Here is a 17,975-nt window from a genome sequence, read left to right as displayed (position 1 = left end):
CCGAACTCACCCCTCGAGTTCCGGCGGGTTCTCGATGCGCATGCCGCCGATTTTGTCGATGATGTCGTCGAGTTTGTCGTCGAGGTCCTCGACGAACTCGGCCGTCCGCTCGGTCGTGATGGCGCCCTGGCTCGACGGTTCGATGAGGTTCTCCTCTTCGAGGACGCGCAGCGAGTAACGCACCTTGTGGTGGGGATAGCCCGTCTCGTTCGACATCTTCACGATGCCGATGGGTTCGTTCTCGATGACCATCCGGAGCACCTGGAGGTGCCGCTCCAGCATGTCCACCTCCTTCTCAAGTCGATCTATCATGCCACGTGTTAACTTGTGAGTCGTGGGTTTAAACGTTCCCCTCTGTCCCGGAACGTCTCCGGGAGGTAACAACTGTCAGGGGACCGTCCGTCGTGTGAGTAGTTAACAGTTCCGCTCTCGACGGGGCGACGTTGCCCACGTCGATGGACATGGAGTAGGTGGAGACGCTCCTGATGGGCAGGAACGTGTTGATTCCTGACGCGTCGATGTTCCCGGGACCGCAATCGGTTTACCGGGGGCCGCGGAACGGGGGGACGGAATGACCGTCACTATCGTCGGCTCGCAACTGGGCGACGAGGGCAAGGGCGCGCTCGTCGACCTGTGGGGCGGACCCGCCGACGTGGTCGCCCGCTACCAGGGCGGCGACAACGCCGGCCACACCGTCGTCGAGGGTGGCGAGGAGTACGCGCTCTCGCTCGTCCCCTCGGGCGCCGTCCGCGACAAGGTGGGCGTGCTCGGCAACGGCTGCGTCGTGAACCCCGAGACGCTGTTCGAGGAACTCGACGCGCTCCGCGAGCGGGGACTCGACCCCGACGTGCGCGTCGCCCGCCGCGCGCACGTCATCATGCCGTACCACCGCCGTCTCGACGGCATCGAGGAGGAGGCGAAGTCCGACTCCGACCTCGCGGCGGGGACGACCGGACGCGGTATCGGACCCACCTACGAGGACAAGGCCGGCCGGCGCGGCGTCCGCGTCGGCGACCTGCTCGACCCCGACGTGCTCCGGGACCGACTGGAGTACGTCGTCCCGCAGAAACGGGCCGTCATCGAGGACGTGTACGGGCTGGAGGCGGGCGAGGAGTGTGACGTCGACGCGCTCCACGAGGAGTTCGCCGCGGTCGGTGACCGCCTCCGCGAGGAGGGGATGACGGTGAACTGCGGCGACTTCCTCCACGAGCGGCACGCGGCGGGAGAGAACGTCATGTTCGAGGGCGCACAGGGGACGAGCATCGACATCGACCACGGCATCTACCCGTTCGTCACGTCCTCGAACCCCACGGCGGGCGGCGCGGCCGTCGGCACCGGCGTCGGTCCCACCGTCGTCGGGCAGGGGGAAGTCGTCGGCGTCGTGAAGGCGTACCTCTCGCGAGTGGGGACGGGTCCCCTCCCGACCGAACTGGTGGGCGACGACGAGGACCTCGCCGACTACATCCGCGAGAAGGGCGGGGAGTTCGGCACCGTCACCGGCCGCCCGCGCCGCATCGGCTGGCTGGACGTGCCGATGCTCCGGCACGCGGCGCGCGCGAACGGGTTCACCGGCGTCGCCGTGAACCACCTCGACGTGCTCGCCGGACTCGACGAGGTGAAGGTGGGTCACGCGTACGACCTCGACGGCGAGACGCTCGACACCATGCCCGCGACGACCGAGCGCTGGGGCCGGTGCGAACCGGTCCTCCGCGAGTTCGAGCCGTGGCCCGAGGTCGACTGGGGCGAGGTGGCGACCGAGGGGTACGACGCGATTCCGGAGGCGGGCCGCGAGTACCTGGAGTACGTCGAGGAACAGGTCGACGCGCCCGTCTACGCCGTCGGCGTCGGTCCGGACCGCTCGGAGACCGTGGTCCGCGCGGACCCCTGGGACGAGGTCGAGGCGTAACACGTCGCCCCCGAGACGTCTCTCGTTTTGTGCGCGCGGCTCCAACACCACCCATGAGCGACGCCACCGACGACGCGGACAGTCCGGGCCCGGACCCGGTCGACGCGAGCGCGCGGCTGCTGCGGGCGGTCCGGGCCGGCGACCCGGTCGAGGGACGCGTCTCCGCGCTCGCCGACGTGGAGGAGGCGGCGCTGACTGCCCTCGACGTCCCGGCGCGCACGGCGTTCTGGCTCAACTGCTACAACGCCGCGGTGCAACTGCTCCTCGACACGGAGCCGGGGCTGTACGAGTCGCGCCGCGCGTTCTTCGCGGCCGAGGCGCTCCCGGTCGCCGGCCACGCCGTCTCGCTCGACGAGGTGGAACACGGCATCCTGCGCGGGAAGTCGAAACGCGGTTTCGGCTACCTCCCGCGCCTCTTCGCGTCGGGGTTCGAGCGCCGTCACCGGCTCCCCGACGTGGACCCGCGGGTGCACTTCGCGCTGAACTGCGGGGCCGAGAGCTCTCCGGCCGTCGCCGTCTACACGCGGGACGCAGACGCGGAACTCGACGAGGCGACGGCGCTGTACCTCGACCGGACCGTCGAGTACGACCCGGACGGTGGACTGCTCGGTGGCGGCGTCGTCCGCGTCCCCCGCGTCTGTCTCTGGTTCCGCGGCGACTTCGGCGGTCCGGACGGCGTCCGTGACCTCCTACGCGAGTGCGGTCTCGTCCCCGCCGACGTCTCGCCGCGGGTTCGCTACCTCGACTGGGACTGGTCGCGCCGCGCCCGCCGGTTCCGCGAGTAGCCGCGGGCCGGCGCGCCGGTCGCGGTGGTGTGACCCGACCGCGCTCTCCCCTTGCCGTGTCACCGGATGACGCCGAACCCGTAGGCTTTTGCCCGGGCCGCCACTCCGAGCGGACGATGAAGGAGTCGCTCTTGGACATCGTCTGCTGTCCGCTCGACAAGCACGACCTCGAACTGACCGTCGAGGAGCGGGACGAGGAGGACGGCGAGATACTCGCCGGGACGCTCGTGTGCACGGACTGCGGCGAGGAGTACCCCATCGAGGAGGGAATCCCCAACCTGCTCCCGCCCGACATGCGCGAGTGAGCGCGAACTGCGAACCTTTTTGCCCCGATGCGGTCATCCTCCCCCGTGCCAACGGACCCGCTCACCGTCGCGCTCAACCGTGAGCGACTCAACGAAGCCGTCGCCCCCGAGCGGTACACGGCCGACGGGTCGTTCGAGGTCCTCCTCCGCAACGAGGGCGAGGCGGTCCACGTCCATTTGCGGTTCCTCGGACCGCTCGCTAGTGTGGCCTCCGTCGCCACCTCGAATCACTACGTCGACCGGGACTCGACCAGCCGGGTCCGCATCGACGTGGCGGACCTCTCGGACCCGGTCACGGGCGGACTCGAGATCGTCACCGGGCACGGCGCGGAGGGGGAGGTGGTCGAGGTGACGGTCGAACCGACGACCCGGCGGGGTCCGGTCGACGTCGACGAGACCCTCTCGCGGCCCCAGCGCTCCCAGCCGTCCGAGGGCGGGCGCCCCCAGACGCTCGGCGACACGCTCGAGGGCGTGCTGCCCGACTCCGCGACGCCGACGACGTTCCTGGTCGTCGCGCTCGCCGTCGTGGCGCTCCTGTTCGCGCTCGTGCTCCAGTTGACGTTCCAGAGCCTCGCGCTCACGCTCGGCCTGCTCGCCGTCGCCGTCGCGGTGGGCGGGGCGCTGTACGTCCTGTTCTCCTGACCGTCTCCGTCTCGACGCTCGCTCACCCCTCGGGTCACGACCCCTCGCCGGCCTCGTCGGAACCGGTCGCGACGCCGCCGAGGTTCCCCTCCTCGTCGAACCGCTTCGCGCGGAGGTAGCGCGCCCGGTAGCGGTTCGCTCCCTCGGTCACGTCGGCCTCGCGTATCTCGTCCGTCCGCCCGTCGGCCACCGCGTCGACGACCGCCTCCACCTGCTCCTTCTCGCTCGGCGTGAGCGTGAACGTGTACTCTCGCTCCTCCTCCTCCTCCAGTTTCGTCCACGTCCGCGCGGCGGCGACGACGAGCGAGCAGGGCTCCCGGCACGGGAACGGCCCGTCGCCGCCGTCGACGGCCAGGTCGTCGCCCGCCTCGTACTCCCACTCGCGCCGCTTGAGACACTGCGAGTCGACGCAACACGCCGCCGCGACGTACTCGACCGCCTCGCGCGGCAGTTCGTCGACCACGTCGTAGATGCCCGTCTGGCGCTCGGCGGTCTCGCGCCAGTGGTCGACGTCGAGTTCCCCCTCCCGCTCGCGGTACCAGTTCGGGACCGTCGCGGGGTAGAACGTCTCGACCGCCTCGGTCGCGTCGTGCCAGTCGAGCGCCGGGAAGACCCACCCCGTCCGGAGCGTCGGCGCGGTCTTGAGCGGGCGGTAGCGCCCCCGCTCGTCGGTCTCGGCTAGCTCGCGGGCCTCCCGCGGGTCCTCGCGCGCGTCGAGCGCCTCGACGGTCTCGTCCGCGTCCGCGACGTGTCTGACCTCGTACCGGCGTGCGCCGTCGTCGGCGAGGGTGGTCTCGACGCGGAGCTGCCCCCACTCCGTGACGAGGCCGCCGCGGAGCGCCTCGTACCGGTCGGGCACCGGGCGGCCGGCGTCCTCCTCGGGGTCCGGCACCGCAGTCGAGTGGACGGGCGCGTCCTCCGCGCGCCGGAGGAACGCCCGCCGCGGCCGGTTCCTCCCGCCGACCTCGCGCTCCCAGAAGTACCAGTTCGTGACGTACGCGTTCCCGTCGGCGTGCTCGCGCAGGGCCGACTCCGAGAGGCCGCTCGCCTCGCGTTCGGGCGTCTCGAACCGGTAGCCGTCGGTCGCCCGCTCCACTCGGAGGCCGTCGAAGCCGACGCCGTCGGCGGCCGCCTCGCGGACGAGCGCGTCGGCGTGTCGGGCGGCCATTCAGTCGTCGGCCCCCGGGGAGGCGACGCGCGTCGTCTCGCGCACCCGTTCGACGGCCGCTCCCACGTCGGCGCCGGCGTCCGCGGCTCGCTCCAGTATCACGTCGGCCAGCAGCGGTTCGGTCCCGACGGCGCCCGCGTACCAGACCCGGTGGCCCCCGACTTCGGCGGGCACGTCGTACCCCGTCCGGTAGTCGTCGGTGAGACCGACGTCCTCGGGGATGTCCTCCTGCGTGTGGAACCCGTCGGCGACGAACAGCGGGACGAGCACGACGTCCTCGCTCTCGAAGTACTCCGTCAGGTCGTCGACCTCGGGGTCCTCGTCCATGTACAGCGCACGCACCTCGTCGAAGCGGTCCATCTCGCGGACGCGCCGGGCGTGGTACTCGATGGCCTTCGCGGAGTTCTCGTTGCGCTCGGTGCCGTGGCCGACGACGGCGAACCCGAACCCACCGTCCGACTCCGTCCGACGTGCGGACGACTGTGAGTCGTCAACCTCGCCCACGTCCGGGTCGCCCGTGACGCTCTCGGCGCGGCGGACGAGTACGTCCGTCATCGACTCGTGGGTGCCGACGGGACCGCAGTAGTGGACCGTCTGGCCGGTGTCGGCCGCGGTGTACGTCGCCGCGTCCGCCGAGAGGCCGTCCGACTCCCAGTCGTCGACGTCCCAGCCCTCGAGGCGGAGTTCCCGCGGGATGACCTGCTCGGTGAAGTAGCCCTCCGAGATGAACATCGGGACGACGTACACCTCCTCGGCCTCCACCGTGCGGAGCACCTCGCGGAGGCTCGGCTCCTCCTTCCAGAACCCCGTGCGCACCTCGTCGAACGCACCGGTCGCGCGGACCGTGTCGGTGTGGTCGTACGTCGGCGCGCTCGACTCCGGGTTGAGGTGGGACCCGTGCGCCACGACGACCAGCGCCTGACTCATGGAGGAATCCTGGGTCGCGCCGGCCTTAGCGCCTTCGACAGCGGGAAGCGGGAGGGCCGAAACGAGGGCGGTGGGAGGGCCAGTCAGCGGGGACCGGGTGAGAGGGGAGGGCCGGGCGGGGTGTTCAGACGTCGACGCAGGCGGTCGTTCCGGGGACGCACACCCGCCGGTGCGGGAGGTACGCTCGGACGGCCGTGGACTCGCGAATCCGGGCGAGGAGGTACCCCGCGGCCACGAGTGCGCCGCCGCCTGCGACCACGCCGGGGTACGTCGCGACGACCATCAGCGCCGGGACGGCGACCAGCAACGCCGCGACGACGGCGAGCGATTCGTCCGAGTCGGGAACTGCGGGCATCGGTTCCCTCATGCACGTGGACGTAGGACGGCCACCCCCAAATAGGTAATCTGAACGATATTTCTGTCGCGGGCGTTACTGAAACTCGTTTCCGCGGTGGTCGCGCCAGACCGCGTCGGCTGTCGTCGCGAACGACTGGTGGGGCGGGCACGAGAACGGGCGAGGACCCGGTCGAGCGGAGAAGACGGGGAAGGGGAGCGAACGGCTCAGGACGCGGAGCGCCGCCGCCGGGCGGTCGTCCGGTCGCGGGACCGCGACTGCGCGCCTGCGAGCAGGTAGCCGGCGGCGACACAGCAGACGGCGACCAGAGCGGCCACCGGTGCCGTCCACGCCAGTACGAGCGCCACCACCGCGAGAGTGACGCCGAGCGATGCCGAGAGCGACCCGTCGAAATTCGGGACTTGCGTCGTCATTACAGGTAAGCGTAGAACGCCCACCCCCAAATAGGTAATCTGAACGATATTTCTGTCGCGGGCGTTACTGAAGGGCGCTTCTGTTCTCCGGGCGAGAGCGCGAACTGCTCCTACTGTTCCGTTTATATTCCCGTAGAACTACCCTAAATCGTGGATTTTGGCGAGCGGCAGCAAGGGGGAGTGAAGCGGGGAGAGTCGAGGGAACAGGAGACTCACCGCCGAATCGTGGAAGCGGCGACGGGGTACGCCATGTTCACGCTCGACCTGGACGGACGCATCGAGTCGTGGCCGGCGACAGCGGAGCGGCTCTACGGCTACGGGACCGGTGAGGTCATCGGCTCGTCGGTGGGGGTACTGTGGTCGAACGAGGACGACGTCCTCGAACGGGCGGTCGTGGAACTCACCGACCGAGAGGGCGACCCGGTCGAGATCGAGGGCTGGCACGAGCGGGCGGACGGCTCCGTCTTCTGGGGGGCGTGCACGTTCGCGCCGATCCTGAACGACGTTCTCCACGGGTACACGGTCGTGACCCACGACGTCACGGCCCGGAAACAGTACGAGCGGATGCTCGAACGACAGAACGACCGGTTGAAGGAGTTCACCGACATCCTCTCGCACGACCTCCGGAACCCGCTCAATGTGGTCGCCGGCCGGCTCGACCTCTACCGCGAGACGGGGGACGCCGACCACCTCGACGCCATCGAACGGAGCGTATCGCGGATGGAGCGCCTCATCACCGACCTGCTCCGCGTGGCGAAGCAGGGGAACGTGGTCGAACACCCCGAGGTGACCGACATCGAGACGCTCGTCGCGGACGCCCGCGAGGGGGCGCTCCCCGACGAGGCAGTGGTGGAGTACGTCCCGGTCCCGCTGGTCGTCGCCGACACCGACCGCCTGCGGCAGGTGTTCGAGAACCTGTTCCGCAACGCCGTCCACCACGGCGGGGACGACGTGCGCGTCGAGGTCGGACCGCTCGGCGACGGGTTCTACGTGGAGGACGACGACCCCGGGATCCCCGAAGAGGCCCGCTCGCGCGTGTTCGACCACGGGTTCACGACCGACACGGAGGGCGGACAGGGGTTCGGGCTGTCGGTCGTCCGCACCATCGTCGGCGCCCACGGCTGGGACGTGACCGTTACCGCCGCGGAATCGGGCGGCGCCCGGTTCGAGGTGACGAACGTCAACTTCGTCGATTGAGGTCGGCGGCGGCACCGGTCGCGTATCGCGTGAAGGGGACCCTACCGCGCCGCCGCGGACCGTCGGGATTATGCGCCAGCGGCCGGTGCCGACGAGCGTGACCGTCGCCGAAGCGACCCGGACGGCCGTCCGGGACCGCCCGTTCCTGTTCGACGCGCTCCGCGCGGGCGTGGTGAACTACGCCGCCGCCGCCGAGACGCTCCCCGTCGACGCCGACACCGACGCGGTGGCCACCGCGCTCCGCCGGTACGCCGCGGACCTCGACGACGCCGACCCGTCGTTCGACGCCCGCGTCACGATGGAGCGCGGCGTCGGGTCCGTCTCGGACGCCGACGGCTCGGAGCGCGCTGCGGACGGCGAGACCGCCCTGCTCCGCGTCGGCGGGCGGAAGTTCGCCGGCGGCGGCGACCTGACCGCGGTGCTCGCCGTCGGGTCCGTCGGTCCCCGGGCGCTCGAACGGGCGCTGGGCCGCCTGCGGACCGCCGGCGTGAGCGTCGAGGCGGCCGGAGTCGCGCCCGACTCGCTCGTCGTCGTCGTCGGACGGCGCGACGGGGCCGGCGCGGTCCGGGCGGTGGAGGCGGCGCTGGAGGGGTAACGCTCCCCCCGACGCGGGCGGCGCGATGTTCGACCCTTTAACACCGGGGGGGTCGTAGCCCCGGCCGACACGCGATGTTGTCCGTGACCAACACCCTGACCGGCGAGGAGGAACCCTTCGAAGTCGACGGCGACGAGGTCCTGCTGTACGTCTGCGGGCTGACGGTCTCGGACGCGGCACACCTCGGCCACGCCCGCCTGTGGTTCCACGCCGACATCCTCCACCGCTGGCTTGCGCACCTCGGCTACGACGTGCGCCACGTCGAGAACTTCACCGACGTGAACGAGAAGATAACCGCCCGCGTCGGCGAGCGCGAGGGGTGGGACACCGAGGCCGACGTGGCGCGCCACTTCACCCGCGCGGTCATCGAGGACATGCGCGGGCTGAACCTCCTGCGCGCGGAGGTGTACCCCCGCGTCTCCGAGCACGTCCCCGAGATACTCGCGCTCGTGGAGACGCTCGTCGAGGAGGGGTACGCCTACGAGTCGAACGGGTCGGTGTACTTCGACGTGACGACGTTCGAGGGGTACGGCGACCTCTCGAACCAGGACCCCGAGGAACTGGAGGCACAGGGCGAGGCGGACGAACGCGCCGAGAAGCGCCACCCGGCGGACTTCGCGCTCTGGAAGGCCGACGGCGTGAGCGAGACGGCGGTGCGCGAGCACCGTAAGCACGAGGGCGAGGGGCCGCTACCGACCGGCGAGACGTGGGAGTCGCCGTGGGGGGAGGGGCGGCCGGGCTGGCACATCGAGTGCTCGGCGATGGCGATGACGCACCTCGGCGAGACCCTCGACGTCCACATGGGCGGGCGAGACCTGGTGTTCCCGCACCACGAGAACGAGGTGGCCCAGAGCGAGGCCGCTACGGGGCGGCGGTTCGCGCGCGAGTGGCTCCACGTCGGCCTCCTCCAGACGGAGGCGGACAAGATGTCGTCGAGCCTGGGTAACTTCTTCACCGTCTCGGACGCCCTCGACGAGTTCGGGGTGAACGTCGTCCGGACGTTCTACCTCGGCGCGCAGTACCGCGGCGACCAGACGTTCTCCGCGGACGCGATGGAGGAGGCAGAAGAGCGCTGGGAGCGCCTCGAGCGCGCCTACGAGACGGCGGTCGACGCCTGCGACTCGGTCGAGGCGCACGCGAAGGCCGAGGACCCGGCGCTCCGCGAGGCGGTCGAGACGGCGCGCGGGGCGTTCGCCGACGCGATGAACGACGACCTCGACGTGCGGACGGCGTACAACGCCCTGCTCGACCTCGCGGGCGCGGTCAACCGCCACGCCGAGGGGGGCGTCCCGTACGACTACCGCGCGCTCCGCGAGGCGGTCGAGACGGTCGAGACGCTCGGCGGCGACGTGTTCGGTCTGGAGCTGGGTCGGGAGGCCGACGGCGAGGTCGACCTCGCGCGCGACCTGGCGGACCTCGTCGCGCGGGTGCGCGAAGAGGAGCGCGAGGCCGGCAACTACGGCCGGGCGGACGACCTGCGCGACCGACTCGCCGCCCTCGGCGTCGACGTCGAGGACGCCGCGGACGGCCCGCGCGTCCGGTTCGACTGACGGCGCGCTCGGTCCCGTCGACTCCCGATTCTCGGCTCTCGACCGCTGGACCGCGCGTACACCGTCGTCCGGTCGCCCGGCCGGTCACTCCTCGGTCGCGTCCTCACTCTCGCCGTCGGCCGGGCCGGCGGGGACGACGAGCACCGGACGGTCCGCCATCCGGACCACTTTCTCCGCGACGCTCCCCAGGACGAACCGTCTGACGCCGCCCCGGCCGTGCGTCCCGACGACGACGAGGTCGGCGTCCGTCTCGGCCGCACGCGCGAGGATGCGCTCGTGCGGGCGGCCCTCCTCGACGGTCGCCTCGACGTCGACGCCCGCGGCCTCGGCGTCGGCGACGACGGCGTCGGTCGCCTCCCTCGCGCCCGCCTCGAGCGCCTCCTGGACGTGCCGCACCGCCTCCGCCTCCGCGCCGGTCGGGCCGACCGTGGTCGTGAGCGCCGAGGCGTCCACCACGCTGAGCACCTCCAGGCCCGCGTCGAACGCGGCCGCGAACGCGACGGCGGTCCGCTCGGCGGCCGCCGCGGCGTCGCTCCCGTCCGTCGGGAGCAGTACCCGGCGGTACTCGCCGCGCCCGCCGCCGCCCGCGTCGCTCTCGTGGACCGCGAGCACCGGGACCCCGGCCGTGCGGAGGACTTTCTCCGTGACGCTGCCGAGCAGGTAGCGCTCGACGCCGCTGCGGCCGTGCGTTCCCATGACGACGCAGTCGACGCCCGCCTCCTCGACGTACTCCCGGATAGCCGCGTGGGGGCTCCCCAGTCTGACCGCCGTCTCGGCGTCGACTCCCGCCTCGCGGACGCGCGCCGCGGCGTCGGCGACGATGGTCTCCGCCTCCTCGCGGTGCTCGCTCACGTCGCTCACCTTCGAGAGGACGTACGGGTTCACGACCGTACAGACGTGGACCCGCGCGCCCGTCCGGGTCGCGAGCGCGAGCGCGGCCGTCAGTGCCTCGTCCGCGTGCTCGCTCCCGTCCGTCGGGACGAGCAGGTCGTCGAATCCCAACTCTACCATGCGGGGTGATAGCAGTGACTTCGCAAAAAGCCGACGAACCGGAGTCAGACGGTGAACAGGTCCGTGTCGTCGGGAACCGCGAACAGTCCGAACCGGACGCCGCAGTCGAGCCAGCCGTAGCCGTACGAGTAGGCCGCGAGCGCGTTGACCGGGTCGCCCTCCGCCCGGAAGTGGCGGCCGTCGTCGAGGTACGACTCGGCCATCTCGCGGCACTCCAGCGCCATCCCGTGCAGCGGCGTCCCCTCCGGGGCGGCGACCGTCGCCGCACCGAGAGCGGCCTCGAGCATCTCGCCGTACCGCGTCGTCTTCTCGTCGAGGTCAGCGGGCATCTCTCGTTCGGAGTCTCGCCGTCGCCACCCTGAACGCTTCGACTGGCCCCGTCGCGTCGACACCCCAGCGACCCCACTGGACCGTGACGACCGGGCGACCGTGCGTGCGGGCGTCCGGACAGCACAACGTACATACCGGCGAACGGAGTAAGCCTACCCAATGAGTGACGCCTCCGACGCTTCCGACACCGTGGAACACCGAAGACTCATCGTCGCGGGCACCGGCTCGGCGGGGCTGACGGCGGCCATCTACGCCGCCCGCTCGAACAACGACCCGCTGGTGTTCGAGGGCGACGAACCGGGCGGACAGCTCACGCTCACCTCCGAGGTGGAGAACTTCCCCGGCTTCCCCGAGGGCATCAACGGTGCCGAGTTCATCACCGCGACCAAAGAGCAGGCGAAGCGGTTCGGTGCCGAGGTGAAGAACGGTATCGTCGCGCGAGTGGACGACTCCTCGCGCCCGTTCCGCGTCGAACTCACGAACGGCGACGTCTACACCGCCGACGCGGTCATCGCCGCCTCGGGCGCGTCCGCGCGGACGCTCGGCGTCCCCGGCGAGGATGAACTCATGGGGTACGGCCTCTCGACGTGCGCCACCTGCGACGGCGCGTTCTTCCGCGGCGAGGACATGCTCGTCGTCGGCGGTGGTGACGCCGCGATGGAGGAGGCGAGCTTCCTCACCAAGTTCGCGGACACGGTGTACCTCGCGCACCGCCGCGAGGAGTTCCGCGCGGAAGACTACTGGGTCGACCGGGTGATGGAACACGTCGAGGCGGGCGACATCGAACTCATGCGCAACACCGAGGTGACCGAACTCCACGGCAGCCGCGAGGACGGCGTCGAGTCGGTCACGCTCGTCCGGAACCCGGCGGGGCACCCGACCGACCGCCTCGACGACCCCGAGACGGAGGAGTGGGAGTTCGAGGTGGGCGCGGTGTTCTACGCCATCGGTCACACGCCCAACACCGACTACCTCGCCGACACGGGCGTGGAACTGGACGCGGAGGGGTACATCGAGACGAGGGGGGGCCACGGCGCGGGGCAGACGGAGACGGGCGTCCCCGGCCTGTTCGGCGCGGGCGACGTGGTCGACTACCACTACCAGCAGGCCGTCACCGCGGCCGGCATGGGCTGCAAGGCGGCGATGGACGCCGACGACTACCTCGAAGAACAGGCCCGCGCCGACGCGACCGGGGCGGAACCGGCGGCCGCCGAGAGCGACGACTGAGCGGGCCCGCGAGCCTCGTTCAGTCCTCGGCCTCGACTGGGGACGACGCGGCGGCCCTGATTTCCTCGGGGAGCGCACCGAGTTGCGCGAGCAGGGAGAACGTATCGAACCCCTGCCACGATTCGGCCATCTTCCCGTCTTCGAAGCGGACCAGTTCCATCCCCGTGACGGTCACCTCCTCGTCCGACGGTTCGACGCCCGGCATCCCCCCACCGTAGGTGCTCCGCACGGTGAACCGCGCAGTGACGAACTCGTCCGTCGCGACGAGTTGGTCTATCTCGACCGGTCCGTCGATCACGTCCTCTCCCCCCTCGGCCATCTGCCGATACCCCTCGGGGCCGCGGGGCCACTCGGTCCCGTCCGGCATCGACGAGTCGTGGAGGACGTAGTCGTCCGCGACGAGTTCGTCGATGACGTCGTAGTCGTGTTCGTTCCACACCTCCTCCGTGAAGCGACGGTACAGTCGCTCGTTCTCCTCGGCTGTCGTCATGGTCGTCCCGCCGGGTGCGGCGGGCGAACGTCCGGACGCGCTCGGAGGGCTTTGTTAGGGTATCGCACGCCGCGGAAATCGGAGGTTCTCCCCGTAGTTGGTCGGTATCGCGTCCCGAAGCCGGCGTCCCGGATGGAACAACTGGCCGGCCGCTCGACCGGGGGTGGCGGCCGGTTACGTTCCGCCCCGACGACGCACCGAGACGGCGGACCTTTACGTCTCGCTTCCGACGGGCGGGTATGGTCGACACCGAGACGTACACCGTCGAGGGACCGGACGGCGACAGCGACACGGTCGAACTCCCCGCGGGCCTCGTGGACCTGATGGCCGAACCGGGCGAGGAGCCGACCCACGTCATCACGGACGTGGTGCTCCAGGCGTTCGCACAGCAGGCGCACGCCATCGCGCACCACAGCCAGGGCGAGACGCCCGAGGACGTCGCCGAGATCAACGAGAAGGCCGAGGAACTGTTCGAGGAGCGGTTCGGGCAGAGCCTCGAGGAAGCGATGGGTCACTCCCACTGAGGAGTCCGTAGCGCCCCGCGGTCGACTCGAGCGCCCCGTTCTCCCGTCGGGCGCGCGCTCTCACACCGACGTGACCGCGAGCAGCGGCACCATCGCGCCCAGTCCGACGGCGATACCGGCGACGAGTTCCCGCCGGCCGCCGCCCGGCAGGTCCGCGCCGAGTTCCCTCGCCTCGGGGATGAACTCCGTGAGCACGAGGTATATCATCGCCCCCGCCGCGAACCCGAACCCGATGGGGAGGAACCGTCGCGCGAGCGTGACGAAGTAGAACGCGACGACGGCACCCAGCGGCTGGGGGAGCGAGGAGAACACCGCCCACCAGACCATCCGCCAGTTCGACACCTCCATCGAGCGCAGCGGGATGGAGATGGCCACCCCCTCTGGGACGTTGTGAATCGAGATGGCGACGGTCATGAACACCGCGAGCAGCGGGACGGTGAACCCGAACAGCGCGAACCCGACGGCGGGGTCGGTTCCGACGCCCAACTCCGCGAACGAGACGCCGACGGCGACGCCCTCGGGGAAGCTGTGGACCGTCAGGACCCCCAGGACGAGCAGCAGTTTCCGGTAGTCCGCCTCCTCGTACGTCCGGGGGTTGACCTCCGCGCCCTCGATGAGTTCGTGCGCGACGACCACGAGCGCGACGCCCGCGAGGAGGCCGATACCCAGGTCGGCGAGCGTGCCGTACGCCAGCCCCTCCGACACCAGCCCGAACAGCGACGCGCCGAGCATGATGCCCGACGCGAGCCCCCACAGGCCGACGTTCCATCGGTCGCTGATGTCGTCGAACAGGAAGAACGGGAGCGCCCCGAGCCCCGTCGCGAGCGCGGTGACGAACCCGGCCGCGAAGACGAACGCGAACGCGCCCAGCGAGACCATACTCCGGGTAGGGGTGTCGGACCCATAAACATCACGCAGGTGATAAATTTAGGCAGGCCGAAACCCACGTGGTCCGGTGACTCGAACGACTGGAATCTGATATCTCCCCTGCCGTGGCGCTCAGCAGTGCCAGCCGTGGTCGGTGTGGTTCAGCCGTTCGCAGCCGTTCTCGGTGACGACGACGAGATCCTCCACCCGGACGCCGAACTCGCCGGGGAGGTAGACGCCGGGTTCGACGCTGAACACCATCCCCGGCTCCAGTTCGCGGTCGTTGCCCGCGACGACGTACGGCTCCTCGTGGACGTCGAGGCCGACGCCGTGGCCCGCCCGGTGGACGAACTCCTCGCCGTAGCCCCCCGCCTCGATGATTCGCCGGGCGGCGGCGTCGACGTCCGCTGCCGTCGCACCGGGTTCGACGGCGCCGACGGCCGTCTCCTGGGCCTCGCAGACGAGCGCGTGGACCTCGCGCGCCTCGGCGCTCGGCTCGCCGTCGAACACCAGCGTCCGCGTCTGGTCGGACGGGTAGCCGTCCACGCGCGTCCCGAAGTCGAGGACGACCGGTTCGCCCGCGCGTATCTCCCGGTCGCCGTGTGCGTGGTGGGGCATCGCGCCGTTCGGTCCCGACCCGACGATGGTGTCGAAGGCGGTGCCCGTCCCGCCGTGGGCGGCGAGTCGTTCCTCGACGTACGACGCCAGGTCCGCCTCGGTCGTGCCCACGGCGTCCGACCCCAGTTCCCGCAGGTCGGTGAGGGCGGCGTCGGCCGCCTCGCTCGCCCGTCGGAGCGCGTCGAGTTCCGCGTCGTCCTTGCGGACCCGCAGGTCCGCCAGCGCCTCGCTCGCCAGCCCCAGACTCGCGCCGGGGAGCGCCCGCCGAAGGTCGAGCGTGAACCGGGCGTGCATCGTGTCGTCCACGAGCAGGCGCGCGTCGTCTGGAAGTCCGAGGTCGGCGACCACGGACTCGACGGCGGCGACCGGGTCGGCGTCGTCGTCCCACGTCCGCACGTCGGTCACCCACGACTCGGCGTCGACCTGTTCGCGGTACATGGTCGGCACGAGGAAGACCGGGTCGGGCGTCTCGGCGTCGTCGCTCGCGCCGGCCGCCGCGGGGACGAACAGGAACAGGTGACGCTCGCCCGGGTGTTCGTCGAACCCCGACACGTACCGGAGGTTCGTGCTCGGGAAGCAGACGAGACAGTCGGCGCCGCGCGCGGCGAGCAGTCGCTGGGCCTCGCGCGTCCGCCGCTCGTAGGGGGGGTCGTCGCTCATGCCCACCAGTTCCCCACCGGGCGCAATCAAGCCTCGGTCCGCGCCCACCCCCTCGCCGTCTCCGCAACGCCTACACCGTTCCCCCGTCACGCTCGCCCGTGAACGACGAGGACCGCTGGCTCGTCGCGTGGGGGGTCGGCTACGCCGCCGTCGGCGGGGCGTCCGTTCTCGTTCCGCTGTACGCAATCGCGCTCGGCGCGAGCCCGGCGTTCGTCGGGCTGCTCGGCGCCACCGCCGCGCTGGTCGGCGTTCCGGGCGCGCTGCTGTGGGGACGGCTCGCCGCGCGGACGAACCGCCGCCGGCCGTTCGTGTTGGTCGCGCTCGCGGCGACCGCGGGGACGCTCGCGCTCGTGCCGCTGACCGCCTCGCCGGCGGTCGTCCTGCTGTTGAACGCCGGGCTCTGGTTCGCCGTCGCGGCCGCCGCGCCCGTGTTGAACCTCATCGTCGTCGAGGGTGCGCCGACCGCCGAGTGGGACGCCCGCATCGCCCGGCTCAACGCGTTCCAGGGGTACGGCTGGCTCGGCGGCCTCCTCCTCGGGACGGCCTGGACCGCGCTCGCGCCCCGGCTGGGTGTCGGTCCGCTCGCCGGACAGCGGCTCCTGTTCGGCGTCCTCGCGGGTACGGCCGGCGTCGGACTCCTGCTCGCGCGGCTCTGGTACCCCGAACACCCCCGGACCGACCCCGAGTTCTTCCGCCGGGTGTTCCGCCGGCTGGAGCCGCGCGGCTGGGGGGCGGGGCGCGTCCTCCGCGCGAGCGTGTACGGTCCCACGCGAATTTACTGGTCGCTCGTCTCGTTCCGGCGGGGACGGCGTTCGTTCGCCCGGTTCCCGTCGGGGCTCCGGCGCTACCTGCTCACCGTCGCGGCGTTCTCGCTCGGCTTCGCCGTCTTCTGGGGGCCGGTCCCGGCGTACCTGCGGACGGACCTGAGCGAGGGGGCGGTGTTCGGGGTGTACGTCGCCGGCAACCTCGCCTCGGCGGTCTGTTACGCGCCGGCCGGCCGACTCGTCCGTCGCGTCGCGCCCGCCCGCCTCCAGTCCGTCGCGCTGGCGACGCGCGGTCTCCTGTTGCCGGCCGTCGCGCTCGTCGGTTCCGCCGCGGTCGCACTGCTGTTCCCGGCGTACGGCGTCGCGTTCGCGCTCATCGGCGCGACGTGGGCCGTCATCGCCGTCACCACGACGGGACTCGTCACCCGCCTCGCCGACGACGCGACGCGCGGGGAGGCGTTCGGCCTGCAGGCGGCGCTCGGCGGACTGGCCGGCGGCGTCGGCAACGCCCTCGGGGGGGCCGTCGCGGAGGCGGCCGGCTACCTCCCCGCGTTCACGCTCGCGGCGGCGTTCGTGTTCGCGGGCGTCGGTCTCCTGCTCGTCAGTCGCTGAGGAACCGCTCGACCTCCGCCCGCGTCGGCAGCGCCGTCATCGCTCCCTCGGCCGTCGTCGAGGTGGCGGCGACGGCGTTCGCGAACCGGAGCGCGGCCGCGAGGTCGCTTCCGTCCGCCCCGTCCGCCGCGGCGTCCCTCGCCGCGGACGCCTCGTCCCCGCCGCGGGGACGGTCCAGCGCCGCGATGACGCCGGCGGTGAACGCGTCGCCGGCGCCCGTCGTGTCGACCACGTCGGGGTCGAACCCCGGGTGCTCGGCCTCGGCCGGGCCCCACGGGGCGGCGGCCGTCGCGTAGCCGTACGCGCCCGCCTCTCCGCGGGTCACCAGCGTCGTGTGGGGACCGTCGTCCGAGAGCGCGCGCGCGAGCGCCGGCGCGTCGCCCTCGTACCCCGCCGGGCGGAGGTCCTCGGGGGACGCGACCACCACGTCCACCAGCGGGAGGACGCGCGCGAGCGTCTCGCCGTAGTCGAACGTCCGCCAGAGCCGCTGTCGCGCGTTCGGGTCGAACGAGACGACCGTCTCCTCGGGGGTGCGTTCCAGCACGTCGAGGACGGCCGAGCGCCCGGGTTCGTGCGCGAGTTCGACCCCGCCCACGTGGAGCCAGTCCGCCCGCGCGAGTGCGTCGTCGTCCACCGTCCCGGCGTCGAGGCGGACGCTCGCGGTCCCCTCCAGGTACAGCGAGAACGAGCGGTCGCCGTCGGCGTCGCGGCCGACGACCGCCAGGCCCGTCGGGGCGTCCCGGTCGCGCGTGAGGAACTCCCCGGAGATACCCTCGGACGCGAGGGTGTCGGCGAGGAACTCCCCGAACCCGTCGGTCCCGAGGCGGGTCCACAGCCCCGGCGGCTCTCCCAGTCGGGCCAGCCCCACCGCGACGTTCGCGGGCGCGCCGCCGGCCCGACGGCGGTACGTCTCGGCCGACCCGACGCCGCCGGTGGCGTCGGCGTGGAGGTCCACGATACACTCGCCGACGACGAGCCTCACTGTCCCACCCCGCTCGGCCGGTCGACGGTCGGCCGAGTCTCCCGGTC

At 71.7% G+C, this 17,975-nt stretch carries 21 protein-coding genes; 10 read left to right on the top strand and 11 right to left on the bottom strand.

Annotated elements, in window-relative coordinates; genetic code table 11:
- Window positions 1-6 precede the first annotated feature (6 nt).
- Window positions 7-312 carry a hypothetical protein gene (locus tag AC6RUA_RS05150; protein ID WP_499814867.1) on the bottom strand — a complete coding sequence of 102 codons (306 nt, stop codon included), beginning with the start codon at window positions 310-312 and terminating at the stop codon, window positions 7-9.
- A 259-nt stretch (window positions 313-571) separates the two neighbouring features.
- Between AC6RUA_RS05150 and AC6RUA_RS05145 the strand changes: the two genes are divergently transcribed.
- From AC6RUA_RS05145 to AC6RUA_RS05130, 4 genes are all read left to right on the top strand, one after another.
- The gene (locus AC6RUA_RS05145) at window positions 572-1,906 is read left to right on the top strand and encodes an adenylosuccinate synthase (RefSeq protein WP_499814866.1); all 1,335 of its coding nucleotides are present in this window, start codon (window positions 572-574) and stop codon (window positions 1,904-1,906) included.
- Window positions 1,907-1,959: 53 nt separating this feature from the next.
- The gene (locus AC6RUA_RS05140; protein ID WP_499814865.1) at window positions 1,960-2,691 is read left to right on the top strand and encodes a DUF547 domain-containing protein; all 732 of its coding nucleotides are present in this window, start codon (window positions 1,960-1,962) and stop codon (window positions 2,689-2,691) included.
- A gap of 116 nt (window positions 2,692-2,807) precedes the next feature.
- The gene (locus tag AC6RUA_RS05135) at window positions 2,808-2,996 is read left to right on the top strand and encodes a methytransferase partner Trm112 (protein WP_499814864.1); all 189 of its coding nucleotides are present in this window, start codon (window positions 2,808-2,810) and stop codon (window positions 2,994-2,996) included.
- A 45-nt stretch (window positions 2,997-3,041) separates the two neighbouring features.
- The gene (locus tag AC6RUA_RS05130) at window positions 3,042-3,638 is read left to right on the top strand and encodes a DUF7524 family protein (RefSeq protein WP_499814863.1); all 597 of its coding nucleotides are present in this window, start codon (window positions 3,042-3,044) and stop codon (window positions 3,636-3,638) included.
- Window positions 3,639-3,672: 34 nt separating this feature from the next.
- Here the strand turns inward: AC6RUA_RS05130 and AC6RUA_RS05125 are convergent, their stop codons facing one another.
- From AC6RUA_RS05125 to AC6RUA_RS05110, 4 genes are all read right to left on the bottom strand, one after another.
- Window positions 3,673-4,806 carry a DR2241 family protein gene (locus AC6RUA_RS05125; RefSeq protein ID WP_499814862.1) on the bottom strand — a complete coding sequence of 378 codons (1,134 nt, stop codon included), beginning with the start codon at window positions 4,804-4,806 and terminating at the stop codon, window positions 3,673-3,675.
- Window positions 4,807-5,733 carry a CbiX/SirB N-terminal domain-containing protein gene (locus AC6RUA_RS05120; protein WP_499814861.1) on the bottom strand — a complete coding sequence of 309 codons (927 nt, stop codon included), beginning with the start codon at window positions 5,731-5,733 and terminating at the stop codon, window positions 4,807-4,809.
- A gap of 124 nt (window positions 5,734-5,857) precedes the next feature.
- Window positions 5,858-6,088: a hypothetical protein gene (locus AC6RUA_RS05115; protein ID WP_499814860.1), complete on the bottom strand. Its 231-nt coding sequence runs from the start codon at window positions 6,086-6,088 to the stop codon at window positions 5,858-5,860.
- Between the two features lie 206 nt (window positions 6,089-6,294).
- Window positions 6,295-6,501, bottom strand: coding sequence for a hypothetical protein (locus tag AC6RUA_RS05110; protein ID WP_499814859.1), 207 nt, complete (start codon window positions 6,499-6,501; stop codon window positions 6,295-6,297).
- 150 nt (window positions 6,502-6,651) lie between these two features.
- Between AC6RUA_RS05110 and AC6RUA_RS05105 the strand changes: the two genes are divergently transcribed.
- The 3 genes from AC6RUA_RS05105 to cysS all read left to right on the top strand — a co-directional run bounded on the left by AC6RUA_RS05105 (window position 6,652) and on the right by cysS (window position 9,843).
- Complete coding sequence (locus AC6RUA_RS05105) at window positions 6,652-7,698, top strand: two-component system sensor histidine kinase NtrB (protein ID WP_499814858.1); 1,047 nt, start codon at window positions 6,652-6,654, stop codon at window positions 7,696-7,698.
- 97 nt (window positions 7,699-7,795) lie between these two features.
- Window positions 7,796-8,293 (top strand): DUF7523 family protein, encoded by a 498-nt coding sequence (locus AC6RUA_RS05100; protein ID WP_499814857.1) that lies wholly within the window; start codon window positions 7,796-7,798, stop codon window positions 8,291-8,293.
- Window positions 8,294-8,367: 74 nt separating this feature from the next.
- Window positions 8,368-9,843 (top strand): cysteine--tRNA ligase, encoded by a 1,476-nt coding sequence (gene cysS / locus AC6RUA_RS05095; protein ID WP_499814856.1) that lies wholly within the window; start codon window positions 8,368-8,370, stop codon window positions 9,841-9,843.
- Between the two features lie 84 nt (window positions 9,844-9,927).
- On the opposite strand, the gene AC6RUA_RS05090 is transcribed toward cysS, so the two are convergent.
- Both AC6RUA_RS05090 and AC6RUA_RS05085 read right to left on the bottom strand, forming a co-directional pair.
- A complete protein-coding gene (locus AC6RUA_RS05090; protein ID WP_499814855.1) occupies window positions 9,928-10,854 on the bottom strand; it encodes a universal stress protein in 927 nt (308 codons plus the stop codon).
- 44 nt (window positions 10,855-10,898) lie between these two features.
- Window positions 10,899-11,183 (bottom strand): DUF357 domain-containing protein, encoded by a 285-nt coding sequence (locus AC6RUA_RS05085; RefSeq protein WP_499814854.1) that lies wholly within the window; start codon window positions 11,181-11,183, stop codon window positions 10,899-10,901.
- 160 nt (window positions 11,184-11,343) lie between these two features.
- On the opposite strand from AC6RUA_RS05085, the gene AC6RUA_RS05080 reads away from it, so the two are divergent.
- Window positions 11,344-12,411, top strand: a complete 1,068-nt coding sequence (locus AC6RUA_RS05080) for an NAD(P)/FAD-dependent oxidoreductase (RefSeq protein ID WP_499814853.1) — start codon at window positions 11,344-11,346, stop codon at window positions 12,409-12,411.
- 19 nt (window positions 12,412-12,430) lie between these two features.
- On the opposite strand, the gene AC6RUA_RS05075 is transcribed toward AC6RUA_RS05080, so the two are convergent.
- Window positions 12,431-12,901, bottom strand: coding sequence for an ester cyclase (locus AC6RUA_RS05075; RefSeq protein WP_499814852.1), 471 nt, complete (start codon window positions 12,899-12,901; stop codon window positions 12,431-12,433).
- Window positions 12,902-13,140: 239 nt separating this feature from the next.
- Between AC6RUA_RS05075 and AC6RUA_RS05070 the strand changes: the two genes are divergently transcribed.
- Window positions 13,141-13,425 carry a DUF7545 family protein gene (locus AC6RUA_RS05070; protein ID WP_499814851.1) on the top strand — a complete coding sequence of 95 codons (285 nt, stop codon included), beginning with the start codon at window positions 13,141-13,143 and terminating at the stop codon, window positions 13,423-13,425.
- A gap of 60 nt (window positions 13,426-13,485) precedes the next feature.
- Here the strand turns inward: AC6RUA_RS05070 and AC6RUA_RS05065 are convergent, their stop codons facing one another.
- Both AC6RUA_RS05065 and AC6RUA_RS05060 read right to left on the bottom strand, forming a co-directional pair.
- Complete coding sequence (locus AC6RUA_RS05065; protein ID WP_499814850.1) at window positions 13,486-14,304, bottom strand: ZIP family metal transporter; 819 nt, start codon at window positions 14,302-14,304, stop codon at window positions 13,486-13,488.
- A 120-nt stretch (window positions 14,305-14,424) separates the two neighbouring features.
- The gene (locus AC6RUA_RS05060; protein ID WP_499814849.1) at window positions 14,425-15,570 is read right to left on the bottom strand and encodes a M24 family metallopeptidase; all 1,146 of its coding nucleotides are present in this window, start codon (window positions 15,568-15,570) and stop codon (window positions 14,425-14,427) included.
- A gap of 98 nt (window positions 15,571-15,668) precedes the next feature.
- Between AC6RUA_RS05060 and AC6RUA_RS05055 the strand changes: the two genes are divergently transcribed.
- Window positions 15,669-16,946, top strand: coding sequence for an MFS transporter (locus AC6RUA_RS05055; protein WP_499814848.1), 1,278 nt, complete (start codon window positions 15,669-15,671; stop codon window positions 16,944-16,946).
- Here AC6RUA_RS05055 and AC6RUA_RS05050 read toward each other — a convergent pair.
- Window positions 16,936-17,928: a carbohydrate kinase family protein gene (locus AC6RUA_RS05050; protein WP_499814847.1), complete on the bottom strand. Its 993-nt coding sequence runs from the start codon at window positions 17,926-17,928 to the stop codon at window positions 16,936-16,938. The genes AC6RUA_RS05055 and AC6RUA_RS05050 overlap by 11 nt on opposite strands.
- Between the last annotated feature and the right edge of the window lie 47 nt (window positions 17,929-17,975).

The sequence above is a fragment of the Halorarum sp. SLYT50 genome (genome assembly GCF_059821265.1).
The sequence above is the reverse complement of the archived record's forward strand: the minus strand, read 5'-3'. Positions and strand labels throughout refer to the sequence as shown.